Origin of the sequence: Sphingopyxis fribergensis, assembly GCF_000803645.1 — a bacterium.
Taxonomy (GTDB): domain Bacteria; phylum Pseudomonadota; class Alphaproteobacteria; order Sphingomonadales; family Sphingomonadaceae; genus Sphingopyxis; species Sphingopyxis fribergensis.
This window is the reverse complement of sequence record NZ_CP009122.1, coordinates 2749860-2770161: the sequence shown is the minus strand read 5'-3', so window position 1 is coordinate 2770161 and position 20302 is coordinate 2749860. Positions and strand designations below refer to the sequence as shown.

The following is a 20302-nucleotide window of genomic DNA, read 5'->3' as shown; positions in this document are numbered from 1 at the left end:
CGTCAGAGCCAGGGCGAACAGGGTCGCGCGGCGTAACATCAGAAGCGGAAGTCGACGGCGAAGCGGACGTTACGACCGACGATCGGACGCCCGATGAACAAGAGGTCGTTCGCCTGGCCGCTAGTCAGCTCGCCCGCGCGCGGGTTGCCCTCGGTCAACCCGAGCTCGTTGGTCAGATTGTCGCCATAGGCCCAGAGCGTGATCTGATCGGTCAGGTTGAACCGGACGCTGGCGTTGAGGACGGTATATGCCGGCAGCTTCGATATGTTCGCGGCATCGGCAAAGCGCTTCGCATTGTGCTCGACATCGACCTGCGCGCGCAACCGATCGCCGAGCAGCGTCACCGCCGGGGTCGCGCGCAGCGTCATTTTCGGGACGCGGATCAGCTGGTTGCCCGAATAGTCGCGCGGAACCAGCGTCGGTTGTCCGTCGACCGTCGCGAGTTCGTCATAGCGCAGGTTGCGGAAGGTCGGGTCCTGCCACGTCGCGTTGAGGGTGAAGTCGAACCACGACGTCGGCCGCACGGTCCCTTCGAACTCAACGCCATAGGCGCGCGTGTCGGTATAGATGGTCTGCGACACATAGCCGTTGGTGACTGGATCGAACTTTGTATTGCCGATCCCATAGGAATTAAAGTCGGTCAGGAAGCCGGTGAGATAGACGCTCGCGAAGCGCGACTGATATTTGAGGCCCGCTTCCCACAGGTCGATGCCCTGCGTCCGCGGAACCGCGGTCGCGCTGGTGATGAAGCTGCCGACGCTCGGCAGACGGAAGGCCGACGTATAGCGTGCGAAGACCCCGGCGCGCGGCGCGAATTGCCAGTCCGCACCGATCGTGTAGCCGACCTTGTCGAACTTTTGATCGAACGGCGTGAAGATGCCGTTTCCGGTCAGCACGCTGTTGTCGGCGAGCGTTGCCGCGTTGCCGAGGTCGACCGTCTTGCTGCCCTCTTGCGCGCCGCGGGTCTTGACCGTTTCCCAGCGGACGCCCGCGTCGATGCGGAGACCGGGCATCACCTGCCATTCGTCCGCAGCATAAAGCGCGAAGGTGTCCTGCGTGCCGCTGCCGTTGGCGAATTCGGAGCCATAGCGGACGACGCCGTTCTCGGTCGCCGACCCGACGACTTGCCCCGCGCCATTAAGCGCGACGAGGTCGAGCAGGCGCGAATTGTCCGAAACATCCTGCAAGGTCGACGCCGAGTATCGCTGGAAGGTCTCTTCGATCCGGGCGTAGTAGAAGCCGATCGACACATCGTGCGTCATGCCGCCGATGTCGAAGCTGTGGGCGAGGCGGAGGTCGTTGAGGAATTCGCTCTCGTCGACGGTGACCGGCCGCGCGGCGTTGATGAAGACATCGCCATTGCCGTTCTGGCCGGCGACATCGAACGCCTCGCCGGTGTCGCTGTAGCGCAGCTGGACGCTCGCCGCGCCGGGGAAGGCGGCGAGCAGCGAGGCGCGGTTCTGGTTGAGAAACGCGGTCGCGGTGCTGATCGACGCCGGATAGACGCCGTTGCGCACCGTCAGCGAGTCGCGATAGCGCGCGCGGTTGCTGAGCTTCCAGCCCGGCGCGAGCTCCCATTCGGCGAGCAGGCTGAACTGGTCGAGATTGACGTCGGTGCCGTCGGCATTGTCGAACCGAACGGGGCCGTTGGCGTCGCGCAGCGTCAGGAAGGCGGTCGCGCGGCTCGCGGTCGTTCCATAATGCGGATCGAAGCCCGGCAGGCCGACGATATTGCCCTTGCGGTCCTTGGTGAGCGGGATGCCGGTGTAGAAGATCGTGCTGTCGTCGATCTTTTTGTAGCCGAGGGTGATCCGGCCATCGCCGAAATCATAATTGAGGTCGGCGCGAACCTGCCCGCCCTGATTGCCCGCGAAACCGGGATCGCGAACGCCATCTTCCTTGCGGTAATAGCCGCCGACGCCAAAGCTCCAGCCGTTGCCGAGCGGTGCGCCGACCCAGCCGTCGAAGCGGAACAGGTCGGCGGTGGGGCCATAGAGGATGCGCGCCACTCCGGTCAGTTCGTCCTTTGCCTGGCGCGTGATGAAGTTGACCGCGCCGCCGGGGGCGTTCGAATAGAAGATCGAAGACGGGCCGCCGCGCACCACTTCGACGCGCTCGATCGATTCGTCGATGCGGAACGCCTGGTCGGCATTCAGATAGCCGAGCGACGGGTCATGCTGCACCGGCAGGCCGTTTTCGAGCAGGGTGATCGATCCGAAGCCGTCGACCGGAATGCCGCGCGCGCGGACGTTGCCGCTGCCTTCGCCGCCCGATGCCTCGACCCAGAAGCCGGGAACCGACTTCAGCGCTTCGGTGACGCTCGACGGCGCGCGCGAGCGCAAAGTGTCGTTGTCGATCGAGGTGATCGCATAGCTGGTTTCGACCCGTGTGCGATCTCCGGCGCCGGCGCGGCCGGTCACCACGATCTCGTCGCCTTGCGCCGCCGTATCGGCGGCCGCGGTGTCGCCCGCGTCCGATTGCGCAAGCGCGGCGCTGCTCGTGCTCGCGAGAAGAACAAGCGCGGTGGCTGAGGCAAGACCTCTGATCGTCATTCTGAAACCCCTGGATTGGATTGCCGCCGATTGCGGTCGGCGTCCGCTAGGGCTTCGGGGTTGCGATTCGATGGCGGCGATGGGTCGCTATGATGACAGTCGTGCGGCGTTGTTGTGACACCGGTTTCTCGGTCCGACAGGACGGTATGTGGGCGCGACTAGCCGTGGCTGTTTTTGCCATGATCTCCAGCCGGTTGGTCGACGCGCAGCATCGCAATCATCGCCAGCAGCAGGGCAAAGGCGGCGAAGGCCATCGTGTATATGGGCTCGCCCGGAAACAGCGCTGTCATGATCGAGCCCATCACCGTTGCGACGAGCAATTGCGGGACGACGATGAAGACATTGAAGAGGCCCATATAGATGCCGAGCTTCGCTTGCGGCAGGCTGGAGGCGAGAATCGCATAGGGCATGGCGAGGACCGACGCCCAGAATATGCCGATAAAGATTTCGCTGACGATCAGGTGTGACGGATCGCGCAGCACGAAGAAGCTGGCATATCCGACCGCGCCGCACGCGAGCCCGACGATGTGCGTACGCGCCTGTCCCAGGCGGCGAGCGAGCCAGGGGAGCAAGGTCAGCGCGGCGATCGCGGCGACGCCATTGTAAATCGCGAACAACTCGCCGACCCAATTGCCCGCTTTCTGATAGGCGGCGCTCGCCGCATCGGTTGTTCCGAAATGATATTGGGCGACGATCGGGGTGGTGTTGATCCACATGATGAACAGCGCCGACCAGCTGAAAAACTGGACGAGCGCGAGGCGCTTCATCAGCAGGGGCATGCCCGAGAAATCGCCGACGATGCTCGACAGCATATTCTTGTCGTTGCCGCGGCGCGCCAGCGCGATCGCGACCATGCTGGCGAGGCCATAGCCGATCAGCAGCGCGCCGAGCAGCAGCACCTCGCGGAGCAGCGCGAAATGATGCTGGACGAGCAGGACAAGCATTCCCGCGCCGATCCACAGCATGCTGGCGCCGTAGTTGTGTGATGCGAGCGCGCGACTTGCGGGCGCCTCGCTTGCGCGTTCGAACGACGCCATCTGTTCGGGGCTATATTCGTCGGTGGTGACAACGGTCCACAGCACCGAGAGGAACAGCGCAATCCCGCCGAACCAGAAGGCGTAGCGGACCGTATCGGGAATCTGCCCTGGCGGTGCGACATTGGCGACGCCCATCGCCTCCATCAGCGTGGGGAAAAGCGACCCGACGACGGCGCCCGCGCCGATGAAGGCGGTCTGCACCGCATAGCCGACGCTGTGCTGGTCCTTGCGCAGCATGTCGCCGACGAAGGCGCGGAAGGGCTCCATCGAAATGTTGAGCGAGGCATCGAGGATCCACAGCATCATCGCCGCGAACCAGATCGCAGGACTTTCAGGCATCACGAACAGGGCGATGGCGGCGAGGATCGCGCCGGCAAGAAAGTAAGGACGGCGGCGCCCGAGCCGGCCGAGCCAGGTCCGGTCGCTCATATGCCCGATGATCGGCTGGACGAGCAGCCCGGTCAGCGGCGCGGCGACCCACAGGCCGGGGAGGCGCTCGATATCCTCGCCGAGCGACTGGAAAATGCGGCTCATATTCGCATTCTGCAGCGCAAAGCCGATCTGGATGCCGAAAAAGCCGAAGCTGATATTCCAAAGGCCGGCAAAGCCCTGCTTCGGTTTTTCCATCATGCGTCTCCCCTTGCGGCCGCTGTCGCGGCTCGCGTTGGTGCGGGTGTTGCAGCGGGCGCGGGTGAGGGCAAGCGTCGCGCGTCTACGTATACGAATACGTGCTGCGGCCGGTTTCGACCGATAGTTGCCGTTCTACTCCTTACTTCGTCATCCCCGCGAAAGCGGGGACCCAGCGAGCTGACGTCGCAACTGGGTTCCCGCTTTCGCGGGAATGACGAAATTGGGAATGGCAGCTCCCCACCCCAAAACCGACGCCCTAAGCCTTCTTATACCGCCGTGCTCTGACGCCGGATAAGCCGCGCGGGCAATATCCGCTGTTCGACGGGGCGGTCGTCGATACGGGCGAGCAGCGCGTCGACGAGAAGCGTCCCCGCGCCCTTCATATCTTGCATCAGCGTGGTCAGCGTCGGTGTGGTCTGGCTGGCGGCGGGGATGTCGTCGAAGCCGACGATCGCGACATCCTGCGGCAGCCGCAGCCCCGCTTCGTTCAGCGCGCGCATCGCGCCGATCGCGATCAGGTCGCTTGCGGCGAAAACCGCATCGAAAGATTGGCCGCTTTCGATCAGCGACCGCGCGGCGGCGTAACCCGAATCCTCCGATGACACCGCATCGCGCTGCAACGCCGGGTCGGGTTCGAGACCCGCTGCGCGCATCGCGCGGCACAGTCCGTTATAGCGGTCCTGGAATTCGGGCGCATGGTCCGACGCGTCGCCTAGGAAGGCGATGCGCCGCCTCCCGATCTCGACCAGATGCGTGCCCGCCTGTTCGCCCGCGCCGACATTGTCCGATCCGACGGTGAGCCCGATACCGTCTTCGGACACCGACCCCCAGCGCACGAATTTGGTCCCCATCTCGACCAGATGCTCGAGCTTGGTGAGGTAGAGCTGATAATCGCCATAGCCGAGCAGGATGATGCCGTCCGACCGGTGGCTGTCCTGATAGGTGACGTGCCAGTCATTATGCATCTGCTGGAAACTGATCAGCAGATCGTAACCGCGCCGCGCGCATTCACGCGTGATCGACCCCAGCATCGACAGGAAGAAGGGGTTGATCATCGATTCGTCGGGGTTCGGATCCTCGAAGAACAGCAAAGCGAGCGTGTGGGTGCGCTGCGAACGCAGGCTCGAAGCGTTCTTGTCGACGGTGTAATTGAGCTCGCGCGCGATGCGTTCGATGTTGGCGCGCGTCGCGGCGCTGACCGATTTGCTGCCGCGTAGCGCGCGCGACACGGTGGGCTGCGAGACTCCCGCCAGATAGGCGATGTCGAAACTCGTCGGCTTGGCCGAGGGCTGGCGCCCCATGTCTCTCTCCCGGACGTGGTAGCCTTCTGGATGGCCGCCGCTGATGTCGGAGATTAGCGATTGGTCAGGTCGATGCCAAGAATTTGCATGGCGGCGAGACTGGCAGTTTTCGGCGCTCAAAGCGTTGCATTTCCGCGACAGTCGGTGGGGCTGCATATTATGCGTATACGTATACCCTATGGCGGGGCGGCGCGATTGGTTTCAATTGCGAGGCTCAAGATGGGAAAGCCCACGTGCCGGAGAGGAGCCTGACGGACGCGCCGCGTCCCCCCTCCCGATGCATGGGTCAAGACCACCCGTCCGTGCCAGGGGAGCCACACATGATCTTGCCGAACAAACTGAACCGCGGTGTCAGCGCCATCGCGCTCGGCCTTGCCTTGACCGCTTTGACGTCTGGTGTCGCAATGGCGCAGGACGCGAGCACCGCGCCCGTCGAAGAGGCGCCCGTCGAAGGCGAAATCGTCGTCAGCGGCATCCGCGGCGCGATCAACAATTCGGTTCAGGCGAAGAAGAACAACACCTCGATCGTCGAGGTGGTCTCGTCCGAAGACATCGGCAAGCTGCCCGATCTGTCGATCGCCGAATCGCTGTCGCGCCTGCCGGGCCTTGCGACGCAGCGCCTCGACGGCCGCGCCAATGTCGTGTCGATCCGCGGCCTCGCACCCGATTTCACCACGACTTTGCTCAACGGCCGCGAACAGGTTTCGGCGAGCAACAACCGCGGCGTCGAGCTCGACCAATATCCCTCCGAACTGCTGAACGGCGCCATCGTCTACAAGACCCCCGACGCGTCGCTGATCGGGCAAGCGATCGGCGGCACGATCGATATGCGGACGGTGCGCCCACTCGCCTATGGCAAGCGCGCGATCGCGGCGGGCGCGCGGTTCGAGATCAACGATCTCGGCAAGCTCAACCCCGATATTTCGAACAAGGGCTATCGCGCCAACATCTCCTATATCGACCAGAATGCCGACGGCACGCTCGGCTGGGCGATCGGTTATGCGCGCATGCAGTCGCCGACCGCCGAGGAACGGTTCAACGCCTGGGGCTATCCCGAGGCGACCGACGGCACGAACACCGCTTTCGTCATCGGCGGCGCCAAGCCCTATGTGAAATCGAACGAGCTGAAGCGCGACGGCGTGATGGCGGTCGTCGAATGGGAGCCCAGCGACAAGTTCCATACGACGATCGACGGCTATTGGTCGAAGTTAAAGGATGAACAGCGCCTGCGCGGCATCGAATTTCCGCTCTTCTGGGGCAATTCGACGTTGCAGCCCGGCTTCACCGTCGAGGACGGTCTGGTCACCAAGGGCGTCTGGACGGGCACCGAGGCGGTGATGCGCAACGACGTCGTCCATCGCGATTCGACGATCGTCGCCGGCGGCTGGAACGCGCAGTTCAAGCCGAACGAGAAGCTGACGCTCGAACTCGACCTTGGCTATTCGCGGATCAAGAAGACCGAGGAAAATCTGGAAATCTATCTCGGTACCGGCCGCGGCCAGGGCGTCGGCGCGCGCGAGACCGCGCTGGGCTTCGAGATGCGTCCGAACGGGGGGATCATGTTCGACCCGTCGCTCGACTATGCCGATCCCAATCTGTTCGTGATCACCGATCCGCAGGGCTGGAACAGCTGCGGCGGCGCAGTGCCCAATTGCCAGGACGGGTTCGTCAACACGCCGCGGGTCAAGGACCAGCTGAAATCGCTGCGCCTGCAAGCGACGCAGGAATTCGACGGCGTCATCAGCAGTCTGCGCGTCGGTGCCAATTATTCGGACCGCAAGAAAAGCCTCGACGACCGCGGCTTTGTGCTGACCAGCAAAAATTATCCGGCCGATACGGCGGTGCCCGCCGATTATCTTTACGACCCGGTCTCGCTCGACTTCATCGGCATCCCCGGCATGGTCGCGTTCGACAGCTGGCGTTTCTATAATGACGGCAATTATAATCTGACCGACGGCGCGGGCTTCGACCCGGCGCGCGTTTTCAACGATTATACGATCCGCGAAAAGGTGCTGACCGGCTTTGTGCAGGCGAATTTCAACGCCGATGCGGGCAGGACGCCGATCCGGGGCAATGTCGGCGTCCAGATTGTCCATTCGGACCAGACGGGCTCGAGCTTCTATGCGCAGGTCGTCGGCGGCGTCACCCAGTCGACGCCGGTGACCGATGGCGCCAAATATACCGACATCCTGCCCAGCATGAACCTGTCGGTCGAATTCGCCGACAACACGTTCCTGCGTTTCGGCGCGGCCCGCGTGCTGGCGCGCGCGCGCATGGATCAGCTGAAGCCCGGCGGCGGCGTCAATTTCGATACGTCGAAGCGCGACAACACCGACGTCAATGCGTCGCCTTGGTCGCTTGACCTCGGCAATGCGAAGCTGCGCCCGCTGATGGCCGACACGGTCGATGTGGGGCTGGAAAAATATTTCGGGCAGGGCGGCTATGTGTCGATCGGCGGCTTCTACAAATATCTCGAAAATTACATCTATCGGCAGGTCAATCCGTTCGATTTCGCCGATTTCGAAGTCCCCGACGGCGGCACGGTGGGCACGCGCGAGGGTCTCACCAAGCAGTGGCTGAACGGCAATGCCGGGCGCGTCTATGGTGCCGAAGCCTCCTTCTCGCTGCCCTTCGCGAACCTCACCCAGTCGCTCGACGGCTTCGGCGTGCTCGGCAGCGCCTCCTATACCAAGAGCCGGGTGCGCGAAGGCACGGAGGATGCGATTTCGATGCCCGGCCTGTCGAAATGGGTCATCAACGGAACCGCCTATTTCGAAAAGGACGGGTTCCAGGTGCGCGCGTCGGGCCGCTATCGCTCGAAATTCCTCGCCGAAGTTTCAACGATCAGCCTTGCGCGCGACATGTTCATGGCGAAGAGCGAATTCGTCGTCGACGCGCAGGTCGGATATACCTTCCAGAGCGGCGCGCTCGAGGGGCTCGGCATCCTGCTCCAGGCGTCGAACCTGACCAATGAGCCGTTCGTGACCTATTACAACAATGATCCGCGCCAGATCCGCGACTATCAGAATTATGGTCGCAACTTCATGGCCGGTATCACCTATAAGTTCTGACGCGATGAGCGGGCCGGGCGGCAAGTCCGGCCCGCTTCCGGAAGAGAGAGGGAATGAGCAGGGTGGGCGACGGTCGCATCACGAAGGTCGTCATCGTCGGCGGCGGAACCGCGGGCTGGATGGCGGCCGCTGCGCTGTCGCGGACGATGGACAATCTGTCGATCCGGCTGGTCGAAAGCGACGCGATCGGCACCGTCGGGGTCGGCGAGGCGACGATCCCCGCGATCCGCCTGTTCAATGCGCTGATCGGTATCGACGAGAATGAGTTTATTCGCGAAACGGGCGGGACGTTCAAGCTCGGCATCCAGTTCCACGACTGGGGCCGGATCGGCGACGTCTATATGCACGCCTTCGGGCAGATCGGGCGCAGCCTCGGCATGCTGCCGTTCCAGCAATATTGGCTGCGCGGCCGGAACGAGGGCGTTGCGGGTCGGCTCGGCGATTATTCGCTGAACGAAACCGCGGGACGCCAGAACCGCTTTGCGCGGTTGCCGCAAATCCCGAACACGAGCCTCGACGGCATCGCTTATGCCTTTCATTTCGACGCCGCGCTCTACGCTGCCTATCTGCGCAAGATCTCCGAAGCCGCTGGCGTCGAGCGCACCGAGGGCCAGATCGCCAGCGTCCGCCGGAATGGCGAAAGCGGCCATGTCGAAGCCGTCGTGCTCGAAAACGGCACCGCGATCGAAGGCGAACTCTTCATCGACTGCTCGGGCTTTCGCGCGCTGCTGATCGAAGAGGCGCTCGAAACGGGTTTCGAGGATTGGACGCACTGGCTTCCTTGCGACCGCGCGATTGCGGTGCCCAGCGAAAATGCCGGCCCGGCGCGGCCCTATACGCAGGCGATTGCGCACAAGGCCGGCTGGCAATGGCGCATCCCGCTCCAGCACCGCACGGGCAACGGCCATGTCTTTTGCAGCGACTTCATCGGCGAGGACGAGGCGACCGCTATCCTGCTCGCCCATGTCGAAGGACGCCCGCTCGCCGACCCGCGAACGCTGCGCTTCCGCACCGGGATGCGCAAAAAGGCGTGGAACGCCAATGTTGTCGCCCTTGGCCTCGCTTCGGGTTTCCTCGAGCCCCTTGAATCGACGAGCATCCACCTGATCCAGAACGGCATCGCCAAGCTGCTCGCGCATTTTCCCGATCGTGATTTCGATACCGCCAATATCGACGCCTATAACCGCCGCGTCCGCTTCGACTACGAGCGCATCCGCGATTTCGTCATCCTCCACTATCACGCCAACCAGCGCACCGACGCGCCCTTCTGGGTCCGGTGCCGCGAGATGGGTATTCCCGAGACGCTGGCGCGCAAGATCGAGCTGTTCAAAAGCCAGGGCCAGATCGTCCGCGAGGGCGACGAATTGTTCATCGAGATCGGCTGGTTCCAGGTGCTGACGGGGCAGAATATCCTGCCCGGCGGTTATCACCCGATGGCCGATCAACTCACCCGCGACGAGCTAGCGGGCTTTTTCGCCGACATCGAAACGATCGTCGCGCGCACTGCGTCGCATCTGACCGGCCACGAAGACTTTATCGCGCAGCATTGCGCGGCAGGAGTGCCCGCATGAGCCTGTTTGCTTCGATACTTGCCCTGACCCTCAGCGGCGCCGCGCCGGCAGCGGATTACCGCGAGCGCCGACCCGAGGATGAGATCATCTATTTCGTGCTTCCCGACCGCTTCGAGAATGGCGATCCCAAGAATGATCGCGGCGGGCTGAAGGGCGACCGGCTCGCCACGGGCTATGACCCCACGGCTAAGGGCTTCTTCCACGGCGGCGACCTTGCGGGGCTCATAAAGCGGCTCGATTACATCGAGGGCCTCGGCGCCACCGCGATCTGGTTCGCGCCGATTTTCAAGAACAAGCCGGTGCAGGGGTCGAAGGGCGACGAAAGCGCGGGCTATCACGGCTATTGGGTCACCGACTTCACACAAGTGGACCCGCATTTCGGCACCAATGCCGAATTCAAGGCGTTCGTCGATGCGGCGCACGCGCGCGGGATGAAGGTCTATATGGACATCATCGCCAACCACACCGCCGATGTGATCGCCTACAAGGAAGATGCGGCCGGCGGCTTCCGCTACCGCAGCCTCGCCGACTATCCTTACTCGCGGCGCGGCGGGGTGAAGGGCGCGCCGATCAATCCGGACTTCGCGGGCGATCATGTCGCCGATGCCGGCAACTGGCAGAAGCTGACCGACCCCGGCTTCGCCTACACGCCCGTCGTGCCGAAAGGCGAGGAGCGGGTGAAGGTGCCGGCCTGGCTCAACGACCCGATCTATTACCACAACCGCGGCAACAGCGACTGGGTTGGCGAGTCCGCGCTGTACGGCGATTTTGCGGGGCTCGACGACCTTGCGACCGAGCATCCGCGCGTTGTGCAGGGCTTTATCGATATCTACGGCCGCTGGATCGACGAGTTCGGGATCGACGGCTTTCGCATCGATACCGCCAAGCATGTGAACCCCGAATTCTGGCAGGCGTTCGTGCCCGCGATGCAGGTGCGCGCGAAGGCGCGTGGCATCCCCAATTTCCACATCTTCGGCGAAGTCTATGTCGACGCGGTCGATCCGGGCGCGCTCGCCTGGTATACGCATGCGGCGGGGCTGCCCGCGGTGCTCGATTTCGGTTTCGCGCGCGCGGCGATCGACGCGGTGAGCGGCACGAAGGGCACCGGCGAGTTCGCGCGGCTGTTCGACGGCGATGCGCTCTACAAGGGCGGGGCAGGGGCGGCGCAAGAACTGCCGACCTTCCTTGGCAACCACGACATGGGCCGTTTCGCGATGTTCGTGAAAGCCGCGAACCCGAACGCGAGCGAGGCCGAATTGCTGCAGCGCGTGATGCTCGGCCATGCGATGCTGCTGACGCTGCGCGGCGTCCCGACGATCTATTATGGCGACGAGCAGGGGTTCGTGTCGGACGACAAGGACCAACTGGCGCGTGAGGATATGTTCGCGTCGAAGGTCGCGACCTATAATGACAACGACCTGATCGGCAGCGACGCGACGACCGCGACCGCCAATTTCGATCCCGCGCACCCGCTCTATCGCCATATCGCGGCGCTGGCCGAAATCCGGCGCAAGACCCCCGCGCTGATGCGCGGCGCCACCAAGGTCCGCGCCTTTTCCGAAAAGCCCGGCCTGCTTGCGGTATCGCGCTTCGATCCCGACACTGGCCGCGAAGTGCTGCTCGCCTTCAACACGTCGGCGGCGCCGCTGTCGGCCAATATTGCCATCGATATGAAAAGCGCGGGCTTTACCGCGCTCCACGGCGACTGCCCCGCGGCACCCACCGCGCCGGGCAGCCTCCATCTTTCTCTCCCCGCCTTCGGCACGATCATCTGCCAGGCCAGTGAATAAGCGAAGACGACGCCATAATGACCCAGCCCCTCGTCCAGAATGCCAGCTTGCCCGCCACCGCAGAAATGCCGTGGTGGAAGGGCGCGGCGATCTATCAGATTTACCCGCGCAGCTTCGCCGATTCGAACGGCGACGGGATAGGCGATCTTGCCGGCATCACCGCGCGGCTCGACTATGTCGCCTCGCTCGGCGTCGATGCGATCTGGCTGTCACCCTTCTATCCCTCGCCAATGGACGATTTCGGTTACGACATCGCCGATTATTGCGGCGTCGATCCCATCTTCGGGACGCTCGCCGATTTCGACATGCTGGTCGCGCGCGCGCATGCGCTGGGGCTGAAGGTCACGACCGACCTGGTCTTTGCGCACACGTCCGACCAGCACGCCTGGTTCGCGGCGAGCCGCGCGAGCAAGGACAATGACAAGGCCGACTGGTATGTGTGGGCCGATGCGAAGCCCGACGGGTCGCCGCCGACCAACTGGCAGTCGGTGTTCGGCGGCCCGGCGTGGACGTGGGACGCGCGACGCGGCCAATATTATATGCACAATTTCCTGGGCTCGCAGCCACAGCTCAACGTCCATAACTCGGAAGTGCAGGACGCGCTGCTCGGTGTCGTGCGCTTCTGGCTCGACCGCGGGGTCGACGGGTTCCGCATCGATGCGATCAACTTTTCGATGCACGATCCCGAGTTTCGCGACAATCCACCCGCGCCGCCGTCGAACAAAGTCCGCACCCGGCCGTTCGATTTCCAGCAGAAAATCCACAACCAGTCGCACCCCGACATCCCGCTGTTCCTCGAACGCATCCGCGCGCTGACCGATCAATATCCGGGCCGCTTCACCGTCGCCGAGGTCGGCGGCGACGATGCGGTGCGCGAGATGAAGCTGTTCACCGCGGGGACAAGCCGCCTGAACAGCGCTTATGGCTTCGACTTTCTCTATGCCGACCGGCTGACGCCGCAGCTCGTGCGCGAAGCGTCCGAACAATGGCCCGACGCGCCAGGTGTCGGCTGGCCGAGCTGGGCGTTCGAGAATCACGACGCGCCGCGCGCACTGTCGCGCTGGACTCCCGAAGGCGCTGACCCGGCCGCCTATGCGCGGATGAAGATGGCGCTGCTCTGCGCGCTGCGCGGCAATATCATCCTCTATAATGGCGAGGAGCTGGGGCTCGACCAGGTCGAGATCCCGTTCGAGCTGGTGAAGGATCCCGAGGCGCTCAAGAACTGGCCGCTGACGCTGTCGCGCGACGGCGCGCGCACGCCGCTGCCGTGGGCCGCGAACGAAACCCATGCGGGCTTTTCGGCCGCCGATCCTTGGCTGCCGCTGGGCGCGGCGCACGGAGCGCTCGCGGTCGACCGGCAACAGGCGGATCCCGCGTCGCTTCTCAATCTCACGCGCCAGCTCGTCGCGCTGCGCGCCGCGCACTCCGCGCTCCGCCTCGGCCGCGACGCGCGCTGGATCGCCGAGGGCGATCTGCTCGCCTTCGATCGGATCGCGGACAGCGAGCATGTCCGCTGCCTCTTCAACCTCGGCGGTGCGACGATCGACGTCGCCGCCCATGGCGCGGGCGGCGTGCCGATCGCCGCGCTCAACGGCGCCGATCCGGCGCATCTGCCGCCGTGCGGCGCTCTCTGGCTGAAACTCGAAGGAACAAATTGATGCGTAGCCTGTTCGCCGCCCTCCCGTTGCTCGTCGTGGCCGCGGCGCCCGCCTTCGCGCAGGATGCGCGCCCCGCGCAGACGGCATCGTCGCCGGACGGCGCAATCACGCTCTCCGTGTCGACCGACAATGACCAGCGCCCGACCTGGTCACTATCGCGCAAGGGCAAACTGCTGATTGCGCCCTCGAAGCTCGGTTTCATCCTCGCCGACCGGATCGGGCTGCAACGCGGCTTTGCGATCGAGAGCGTCGAGCGCGCAAGCGGCGACACGCGCTGGGAACAGCCATGGGGCGAACGCCGCTTCGTGCGCGACCGGCACAATGAACTGCTCGTCCGCTTCCGTCAGGACAAGAGCTGGGGCGGCCACGCGATGAACGTCCGCTTCCGCCTGTTCGACGATGGCATCGGTTTCCGCTACGAGCTGCCCGAGCAGGCGGGTCTCCCGACCGCGAAGATCGTCGACGAAATCACCGAATTCGACATCGCGCCCAAGGGCGCCGCGTGGTGGATCACCGGCGGCGAGTGGAATCGCTACGAGCAAATCTATCAAAAAACGCCGATCGACGCGGTCGCGACCGCGCACACCCCGATCACGATGCGCCTCGACGATGGCACCCATATGTCGTTCCACGAGGCGGCGCTCGTCGACTATGCCGGCATGTGGTTCAAGCGCGGCGAGGGGCAGAAGTTCCGCGCCACCCTGTCGCCGTCGTCGAAGGGGCCGCGCGTGATCCGCGACCTGCCGTTCGCGACGCCGTGGCGAGCGATCCGTATCGCCGACAATGCGGCGGGGCTGGTCGAAAGCGACCTCGAACTCAACCTCAACGAACCGAACAAGCTGGGCGATGTCAGCTGGTTCAAGCCGATGAAATATATCGGCATCTGGTGGGGGATGATCCGCGGCGACTGGAGCTGGGCCGAGGGGCCGAAGCATGGCGCGACGACCGCGCGGACGAAGCAATATATCGACTTTGCGGCGAAGCATGGGTTTGGCGGCGTACTCGTCGAAGGCTGGAACAAGGGCTGGAACGGAAACTGGTTCGGCCATGGCGACGAGTTCAGCTTTACCCAGGCGACCCCCGATTTCGACCTGAAGGCGGTCACCGAATATGCGCGCAAAAAGGGCGTGCAACTTATCGGCCACCACGAAACCGGCGGCAATATCGCGGTCTATGAAGCGCAGCTCGACGATGCGATGAAGCTCTATGGCCAGCTCGGCGTCGGGACGGTCAAGACCGGCTATGTCGCCGACGCGGGCGGGATCATCGCGTCGGGCGGCACGCCGGGCACGACCGCAATGGAATGGCACGACGGCCAGCGCCAGGTGCAGCATCATCTGAAAGTCGTCGAAACCGCCGCCAAATATCACGTCGCGGTCAATCCGCACGAACCGATCAAGGATACGGGCCTTCGCCGTACCTATCCCAACTGGGTTGCGCGTGAGGGCGCACGCGGAATGGAATATAACGCCTGGGGCGCCTTCGCGAACGGCCCGGACCATGAACCGACGCTCGTCTACACGCGCATGCTGTCGGGGCCGATGGACTTCACGCCGGGCGTGCTGAGCCTGGAGGGCGCGAACAAGGCGCCGCTCGCCTCGACGCTCGCAAAGCAGCTCGGCCTTTACCTTGCGATCTATTCGCCGATCCAGATGGCCGCCGATTTCGTCGAGAATCTGGAGAAATATCCGCGCGAGCTGGAATTCATCAAGCAGGTCCCGGCCGACTGGTCCGAAAGCAAGCTGATCGCGGGCGAGGTCGGCGACTATGCGATCTTTGCGCGCAAGGATCGCGCCAGCGCCGACTGGTATGTCGGAGGGGTCAACGACGCGGCCGAGCGCACGTTGACGCTGAATTTCGACTTCCTGGAGCCGGGGAAAACTTACACCGCCATGATCTGGAAGGATGGCGAGGGTGCCACCTATCTGACCGACGCGCGCCACCGCATCGCCTATGACACGGTCAAGGTGAAGAAGGGCGATACTTATAAGCTGTGGCTCGCGCCGGGCGGCGGCGCCGCTATGCGGCTCGCGCCAAATCGCTGAGTTCGTTGCGAGCCTGCGCGATGGGGGGCGGCTGTACTTGATGCCGCGCTTCCCCGTTGCTAGGGCGCGCCAATAGCCAAAGAGGCCACGTCCTCGCCCGCGCTGCGCGGGCCTTCAAGTCCGGGACGGCCCGGCAGCCTTTGAAGGAGGCTGTCATGGCCTGGATCTATCTGACTATCGCTGGCGTGCTCGAAATTGTGTGGGCCTTTTCGATGAAGCAATCGGAGGGCTTTTCGAAGCTCGGCCCGTCGCTTGTTACGCTCGTCGCGATGATCGCAAGCTTTGCCTTGCTGTCGTTGTCGATGAAATCGCTGCCGCTCGGCACCGCCTATACGATCTGGACCGGGATCGGCGCGGTCGGCGCGTTTATGGTTGGCATCTTCGTGCTCGGCGAGCAGGCGAATGCGATGCGGATCGTTGCCGCGCTGCTGATCGTCGGCGGGCTGGTGCTGATGAAGATGTCCTCGCCGGCCTGAACTCAGATCAGGATATGGCAGACCTCCGGGCGCGGGCGGACGATGCCGTGTGTCAGCCGAGCGAGCGCGCCTTCGTCGACGCGTCCCGCATCGGCGAGTTCGACCCGGAAGCGGCCGTGCAGCGTATGGATGGAGCGCACGTTTGCGTCGCCGCCGAGCGCTCCGACAATTTCCGCTGGGAGCCCCGAAGCGTCGGGGCTGCCGGCTATCACCGGGGTCAGCGTCGCCGCGGCCGCAGCACCGCCCGGCGCCAGCGCACCGCGTATCTCCTCGGCGACCAGATCGGCGATCGGTCCGAGCACGACCTGCGCCGCCTTTTCGGACGGGCGAATGATGCCGCGCGCGCCGAGTGCGGTCAGCGCGCCGTCATCGATGGCTTGGGCGTCGGCGACGATCAGGCGCAGGCGCGTGGTACAGGCGTCGACGCTGACCAGATTGGCCGCGCCGCCAAGCGCCGCAACAAAGGCGCCGCCGCGGGCGCCGCCCACCGTTTGCGTCGCGGCTTCGGCAACCACGCCTCTCTCGCGCCCCGGCGTCGCAAGGTCGAAGCGGCGGATGAAGAAGCGGAACAGGCCGTAATAGAGCAGCGCATAAGCGGTGCCGATGGGCAGCAGCATCCATGGCCGCGTCGCGAGGCTGAAGTTCAGCACATAGTCGAACAGCCCCGCCGAGAATCCGAAACCGAGCTTGACGTCGAGCGCGTTCATCAGCGCCATCGCGATGCCGGTGAGCAGCGCGTGGATCGCATAGAGCAGGGGGGCGACGAACATGAAGGTGAACTCGATCGGTTCGGTCACCCCGGTCAGGAAGCTGGTGAAGGCGAGACTGAAGAGCATACCGCCAACCGCCTTGCGCCGTTCGGGCCGCGCTTCGTGATACATGGCGAGACACGCCGCGGGCAGGCCGAACATCATCACCGGGAAAAACCCCGACATGAAGGCGCCCGCGTTGGGATCGCCCGCGAAGAAGCGCCGCAGGTCGCCGGTGGCGCCGCTGAAATCGCCGACGACAAACCAGGCGGCGTTGTTGATGATGTGGTGCAGTCCGGTAACGATTAGCAGCCGGTTGAGCACGCCATAGACGAACAATCCGGCGCCGCCGCTCTCGACCACCGTTCGGCTCGCGGCATCGATCGCGCCGCTGATATGGGCGTAACCATAGCCAAGCACCGCCGCGAGCAGCAGCCCCGCAACGCCGCTGGCGATCGGAACGAAGCGCCGACCGCCGAAGAAGGCGAGATATTCGGGGAGCGCGATCGTCGCGAAGCGGTTGTAGAAATTGCCGCCGATGAGGCCGGATAATATCCCTATGGGCACCTCAAGCTTGTCGATCTGCGTCAGCGCCCAATTTTTGGCCGCTAGCGCCGCTGCGGCCTCGGGCAATCCAGCGCCGATATCGGGCGGTGCAGCGAGGAACGTCTGCGCCCCGGTCGTGGTGACAAGGTAGCAGACCACGCCCGCGAGCGCCGCGGCGCCATTGCCGTCGCGTGCAAAGCCGACCGCGACGCCGATCGCGAAAAGGATACCCAGATTTTCGAAGATCGCGGCGCCCGCCGCCGAGATGAAGGCGATATCGAGCAGGTCGGGCTGGCCGATACGCAGCAGCAGGCCCGCAATCGGCAGCACCGCGATCGGCAGCATCAGCGCGCGGCCGAGCGGCTGGAGCGTTTCGAGCATCTTCCTCATCGCCGTGTCTCCTCGAAGGCGCGGGCGAGCGCGCGAACCTCGGTTGCCGATTTGCATTGCAGCGCGAGTTCGGCGTGCGCGCGCGCTTCGATCAGGGTCAGGCCGCGCACGATCTGCTTCGCTTCGGCGACGAAGCCGGGAACCGCCGACAATTCGGTGACGCCGAGCCCGACAAGGATCGGCAGCGCCGCAGGGTCGGACGCCAGCCCGCCGCATACCCCGACCCAGCGCCCGCGTGCGGTGGCGAGGCGACAGGCCTCGCCGATCATCCGCAGCACCGCGGGGTGCATTGCATCGACTCCCGCGGCGACCGCGGGATTGCCGCGATCCATCGCGAGCACATATTGGGTGAGGTCGTTGGTGCCGATCGACAGGAAATCGGCCTCGGCGGCCAGCAGGTCGGCGGTCATCGCCGCCGCGGGAGTCTCGACCATCACCCCGACCTCAACGGGCGTCGCGATGCCCATTTCGCCTCGGAGCCGGTCGACGAGTGCGCGGACCTGGCGCAGTTCGTCGATGCTCGCGATCATCGGGATCATGATCTTGCACTGGCCGACGGGCTGGACGCGCAGAATCGCGCGCAGCTGCGTTTTGAGCAGCGCGGGGTGGGCGAGCGCGACGCGGATGCCACGCTGGCCGAGCGCCGGGTTTTCTTCATGGGCGATGGGGATATAGGCGGCGGGCTTGTCGCCGCCGATGTCGAGCAGGCGGATGATCACCGGCTTGCCCGCGAGCGCGTCGGCGATGCCTTGATAGGCGGCATGCTGTTCGTCCTCGGACGGGGCGGTGTCGCGATCGAGGAACAGGAACTCGCTGCGGACGAGCCCCGATCCCTCGGCACCCTGCGCGGCGGCGAGCACGGCGTCATCCACCGTGCCGATGTTGGCGAAGATTTCGATGCGCGTGCCATCGGCGGTCTGGCACGCGTCCTTTGCCGCCGATTGTGCTGCTTCGCGTCGCGCCGCGCGTTTCGCAAGCCGTGCCGTGAAGGCATCGATGTTGGCAGGCGAGGGCGCGACCGTGACATGCCCCATCTCGGCGTCGAGCAGGAGCGGCACGCCGTCCTCGACCCCGCCCAGCGCATCGCCCATCGCGACGAGTGCGGGAAGCCCCATGCCCGCGCACAGGATCGCGACGTGCGACGTCGGGCCGCCGCGTGCGAGGCAGATGCCGGCGGGCTTTGCCGCCGCGAGCGATACAAGCTGCGATGGGAGCAAATCGTCGGCGACCACGAGGGCTCCGGCTGGAACCGCAGCGCCCTCGATCGGCGTCCCCGTCAGCGCAGACAGCAATTGACGCTCGATGTCGACCAGATCGTCGATGCGTTCGATCAGATGCGCATTGCCCGTCGCACGGATCGCGTCGATCTGGTCGTGGATTGCCCCGCGCCAGGCAAAGCCCGCGCTGCGCCCCTCGGCCATGCGCTTCTCCGCGCCCGCTAGCAGCTCGGGATCGTCGATCAGCGCAAGATGCGCGTGCATGACCGCCGCGATGCTGCCGTCCGCGCTATCGGCACGTCCTGCGATCTGCCCGCGAACGTCACCGCGTGCCGCGAGCAGTGCGGCGCGTTCCTCAGCCGCGTCCTTGCCGTCGCGCGCGACTGGAATCTCGGCCTGGCGCAATCGTGCCGCGGGGCCCATCGCGAGGCCAGGGGAAGCAATTACGCCGCCGATCTGCCCTGTGCGCAGTATTTGCACTGCGATTGCAGCGACGGGCGTCGCCGCCGGCGCGCCTTCGCCCATGTCGCTTGCCAGCAGTGCGACGATCGCGGCCAGCGCCGCTTCGGCATCGTTGCCGCGCGTCTGCACGACGACCTCGTCACCGAAAGCTGTGCCGAGCGCCAGCAACGCCACCGTGCTGCGCGCATCGCCGCGCTTGTCGCCGTTCATCAGATGCACCTCGGCCTCGAACCCGCGCGCTGTCTCACCGATCCGCGCCGCCGGACGCGCATGGATGCCGTGCGGCAACGCCAGCGTCACCGCCTGCTCGACGATTGTCCCGTCGTCCGAACGGCGGCGCGCCTCGGCCTGCACCGGCACCAGCGTCATCAACGCTTCGCACGCCCCGATCGCACAATCGACAGTGCGGCGGCTGATCGCAAAGGCTTCCGTATTGGTCACGATCACCGGGGTGATCAGGCTGGTTGCGGCGAGCGCGACGGCGTCGAGGTCGAAACGGATCAGCGGATCGCCGCGCGACACCTTGTCGCCGATCGCGACGAGCGGCGTGAAACCTTTGCCCTTGAGCATCACCGTATCGAGCCCGATGTGGATCAGCACTTCGGCGCCCTCGGCGCTGCGAAGCGAAATCGCGTGGCCGGCATCGTGCAGCGTCACCACCTCGCCGTCGAACGGCGCGACCACCGTGTCGCCCAATGGCTGGATCGCGACGCCGTCGCCCATCATCCGCTGGGCAAAAACCGGATCGGGAACGCTGTCCAGCGTCGCCGCCCACCCTCTGATCGGAGAGGTGATGATCATGCTCAT

At 64.9% G+C, this 20302-nt stretch carries 11 protein-coding genes; 6 read left to right on the top strand and 5 right to left on the bottom strand.

Annotated features, from left to right (window positions below; all coding sequences use genetic code 11):
- Positions 1 to 38: 38 nt before the first annotated feature.
- The 3 genes from SKP52_RS12730 to SKP52_RS12720 form a co-directional block, all read right to left on the bottom strand.
- A complete protein-coding gene (locus SKP52_RS12730) occupies positions 39 to 2552 on the bottom strand; it encodes a TonB-dependent receptor (protein ID WP_039575216.1) in 2514 nt (837 codons plus the stop codon).
- 158 nt (positions 2553 to 2710) lie between these two features.
- Positions 2711 to 4216, bottom strand: coding sequence for an MFS transporter (locus tag SKP52_RS12725; RefSeq protein WP_052208964.1), 1506 nt, complete (start codon positions 4214 to 4216; stop codon positions 2711 to 2713).
- 269 nt (positions 4217 to 4485) lie between these two features.
- Positions 4486 to 5520, bottom strand: a complete 1035-nt coding sequence (locus SKP52_RS12720; protein WP_039575211.1) for a LacI family DNA-binding transcriptional regulator — start codon at positions 5518 to 5520, stop codon at positions 4486 to 4488.
- 320 nt (positions 5521 to 5840) lie between these two features.
- On the opposite strand from SKP52_RS12720, the gene SKP52_RS12715 reads away from it, so the two are divergent.
- From SKP52_RS12715 to SKP52_RS12690, 6 genes are all read left to right on the top strand, one after another.
- Complete coding sequence (locus SKP52_RS12715; protein ID WP_039575210.1) at positions 5841 to 8591, top strand: TonB-dependent receptor; 2751 nt, start codon at positions 5841 to 5843, stop codon at positions 8589 to 8591.
- A gap of 53 nt (positions 8592 to 8644) precedes the next feature.
- Entirely contained in the window at positions 8645 to 10162 is a 1518-nt protein-coding gene (locus SKP52_RS12710; protein WP_039575208.1) for a tryptophan halogenase family protein, read from the top strand.
- Complete coding sequence (locus tag SKP52_RS12705; protein WP_187337255.1) at positions 10159 to 11952, top strand: alpha-amylase family glycosyl hydrolase; 1794 nt, start codon at positions 10159 to 10161, stop codon at positions 11950 to 11952. The genes SKP52_RS12710 and SKP52_RS12705 overlap by 4 nt, the downstream gene beginning before the upstream one ends.
- 17 nt (positions 11953 to 11969) lie before the next feature.
- Positions 11970 to 13610, top strand: a complete 1641-nt coding sequence (locus tag SKP52_RS12700; protein WP_052208226.1) for an alpha-amylase family glycosyl hydrolase — start codon at positions 11970 to 11972, stop codon at positions 13608 to 13610.
- The gene (locus SKP52_RS12695) at positions 13610 to 15655 is read left to right on the top strand and encodes a glycoside hydrolase family 97 protein (protein ID WP_039575204.1); all 2046 of its coding nucleotides are present in this window, start codon (positions 13610 to 13612) and stop codon (positions 15653 to 15655) included. Before SKP52_RS12700 ends, SKP52_RS12695 begins: the two co-directional genes overlap by 1 nt.
- A gap of 155 nt (positions 15656 to 15810) precedes the next feature.
- Positions 15811 to 16131, top strand: a complete 321-nt coding sequence (locus SKP52_RS12690) for a DMT family transporter (protein ID WP_039575202.1) — start codon at positions 15811 to 15813, stop codon at positions 16129 to 16131.
- Between the two features lie 2 nt (positions 16132 to 16133).
- Here SKP52_RS12690 and nagE read toward each other — a convergent pair whose 3' ends face one another.
- Together nagE and ptsP are read right to left on the bottom strand one after the other, a co-directional pair.
- Complete coding sequence (gene nagE / locus SKP52_RS12685; protein WP_039575200.1) at positions 16134 to 17816, bottom strand: N-acetylglucosamine-specific PTS transporter subunit IIBC; 1683 nt, start codon at positions 17814 to 17816, stop codon at positions 16134 to 16136.
- Positions 17813 to 20302, bottom strand: coding sequence for a phosphoenolpyruvate--protein phosphotransferase (ptsP, locus tag SKP52_RS12680; RefSeq protein ID WP_039575198.1), 2490 nt, complete (start codon positions 20300 to 20302; stop codon positions 17813 to 17815). The genes nagE and ptsP overlap by 4 nt, the downstream gene beginning before the upstream one ends.